General features: G+C 65.4%; 2 protein-coding genes. One reads left to right on the top strand and one right to left on the bottom strand.

Translation table 11 applies throughout. The annotated features are described in order from the left end of the window. A partial coding sequence (locus tag EOA36_RS33150; protein ID WP_145969447.1) for an FAD-binding oxidoreductase occupies positions 1-1,088 on the bottom strand: 1,088 nt, incomplete at its 3' end. A 281-nt stretch (positions 1,089-1,369) separates the two neighbouring features. On the opposite strand from EOA36_RS33150, the gene EOA36_RS33155 reads away from it, so the two are divergent. Next, positions 1,370-2,552 (top strand): esterase-like activity of phytase family protein (locus EOA36_RS33155; RefSeq protein WP_127280980.1); only part of this gene is annotated, 1,183 nt, incomplete at its 3' end.

Consider the following 2,552-nt stretch of genomic DNA (forward strand, 5'->3'; position numbering starts at 1 on the left):
GCCAGCGACTTGCCGACGCCGCCGCCCTGGCTGAAGCCGGCCATGACGCCGCAGGCGAGCCAGTAATTTTTCAGGCCGCGCACCGGACCGACGATCGGATTGCCATCGGGGGTGAAGGTGAAGGCGCCGTTGACCCATTTGCGAATGCCGGCCGTCGCCAGGCAGGGAAAGCGTTCATGCGCCTTGGCGAGTTCCGGGCTGATGCGGTCGATGTCTTCCGGGATCAGCTCGATGCCATAGTCCCACGGCGCGCCGTCCATGTTCCAGTGCTTCGGGTTCTGCTCGTAAACGCCGAGCAGCACGCCCTTGCGCTCCTGGCGCAGGTAGGAAAAGCCGTCGAGATCGACCGCGAGGCCGATTTCGCTGTCCAGCGCCGCGATCTCCGGAATGTCCTCGGTGACGAAATAATGATGCTCCATTGGCGTCACCGGCAGGTCGACGCCGGCCATGCGGCCGAGCTGCTTTGCCCATAACCCGCCGGCGTTGACGACATGCCCGGCAACGATGGTGCCCTGCTCGGTGACGATGTCCCACTGGCCGTCGGTGCGCGCCTTCAGCTCGACCACGCGGTTACGCAGGATGACATCGGCGCCACGCTTCTTGGCAGCACCCGCATAGGCATGCGTTGTGCCGTAGGGATCGAGATGACCTTCGTTGGAATCGTGCAGGCCGCCGAGCACGCCGGTGACGTCGACGATCGGGCAGATCGCCTTGATCTCGTCGGGCGTAACCAGCCGGGCCGTCTCGATGCCAACCGATTGGAACACCGCCCACGCCGATTTCAGCCACTCCCAGCGCGCCGGATCACTGGCGATGTTGACGCCGCCGGTCATGTGCAGCCCGATATCCCAGCCGGATTCGGCCTCGATCTCGCGGTAGAGGTTGATGGTGTAGTCCTGCAACGCCGCGACATTGGGATCGGCGTTGAGCGCATGGAACCCGGCCGCCGCGTGCCAGGTCGAGCCGGCGGTCAGTTCGGCGCGCTCGATCAGCGCCACATCGCTCCAGCCGAACCGCGTCAGGTGGTAGAGCACCGAGGCGCCCACCACGCCACCCCCAATGACAACTGCGCGGTAGTGCGACTTCAAGGCTTCCCTCCCGGTCTGTCAGAGGCAGCACCATATACGCGCTGTACATAAGTGTCTAGTACGCTGAATACTGCAGATGGACGGTCAACAATCTCATGCCGTCCAGCGTTTTCATCGGCACTTGGAGATCGCCGCTGGTCGGCGTCGCGCACTGTCACGCAAGCATCATGTTGACGCCTTAGATCGCTTTCGGGGAGGCATGCGCGGCATCATCGATGCGGCACCTCTTTCCGTTTGTCCTTCGGCCGCTCCGGCATGCTTCGTCACAAAGAGGATTGTCCATGAAACACCTGCACCGAACCGCCTCGCTCGGCGTCGCGCTGGCCTTGTTCACCGCTCTCAACCCGGCGCTTGCCGACGGCGTGGCCTACGTCAACAAGGGCCTGGTCGGCGTCGGCCGCATCCCGGCCGACCAGCGCGACAAGTTCGGCGAGACCTTCGGCTCGGGCTCCGGCATGGCGATCGACACATCCGGCTGGACGCATGATGCGGGCACCTACAAGGGATCGCTCTGGCTCCTGCCCGACCGTGGCTACAATGTCGCCGGCACCACCGACTACCGGCCGCGTCTCAACATCATCGGCATCGAGTTCACGCCTGTCGCGCCAGGCGCTGCTCCCGCCGCCGGCCAGGAGCAGACGGGCGTCAAGGCGACGCTTGCCGACACCATGCTTCTCACCGACGACAAGGGCGCCGATGCCACCGGCCTCGATCCACTGTCGGATGTGCGCCCGGCCGCCGACGACATGCCGATGCTGCCCGTCGCCACCAACGGCAAGCTCGCTCTCGACAATGAGGCCATCGTGCGGCTGCCCGACGGTTCGATGTTCATCTCCGACGAGTACGGCCCCAACATCTACTGGTTCTCCGCGCAAGGCCGCCTGATGTCGGCGACCCAGCCGCCGGCGGCCCTCGTTCCGATGCGCAAGGGGACACCGAACTTCTCCTCCGACAATCCCGGCCCGGGCGCCGCCGACCCTGATCCGAAGGATCCCGAAACCGGACGCCAGAACAACCAGGGCCTCGAAGGCATGGCGATGACGCCGGACGGCAAGTTCCTGATCGCCGTGCTGCAGTCGGCTCCGAGGCAGGATGGCGGCGATTCACCCTCGACACGGCAGAACACCCGGGCGCTGGTCTATGATGCCTCCGACCTCGCCCATCTGAAGCTCGCGCATGAATATGTCGTGCCGCTGCCGGTGTTCAAGGATGCCAAGGGCAAGACCAAGGTCGCCGCGCAGAGCGAGATCGTGGCGCTTTCGGACACGTCCTTCCTGATGCTGGCGCGCGACAGCGGCAACGGCCAGGGCCTGAAGAAGGGTGACGCGTCACTCTACCGCCAGATCAACATCGTCGACCTGTCCGGCGCGACCGACATCGCCGGCGGGCCTTTCGATGCCGCCGACAAGCCGGTCGCGCCCAAGGGCGTGCTCGACCCGTCGGTGACGCCGGCCAAGCTGACAC

This window comes from Mesorhizobium sp. M8A.F.Ca.ET.021.01.1.1 (assembly GCF_003998025.1).
GTDB lineage: Bacteria > Pseudomonadota > Alphaproteobacteria > Rhizobiales > Rhizobiaceae > Mesorhizobium.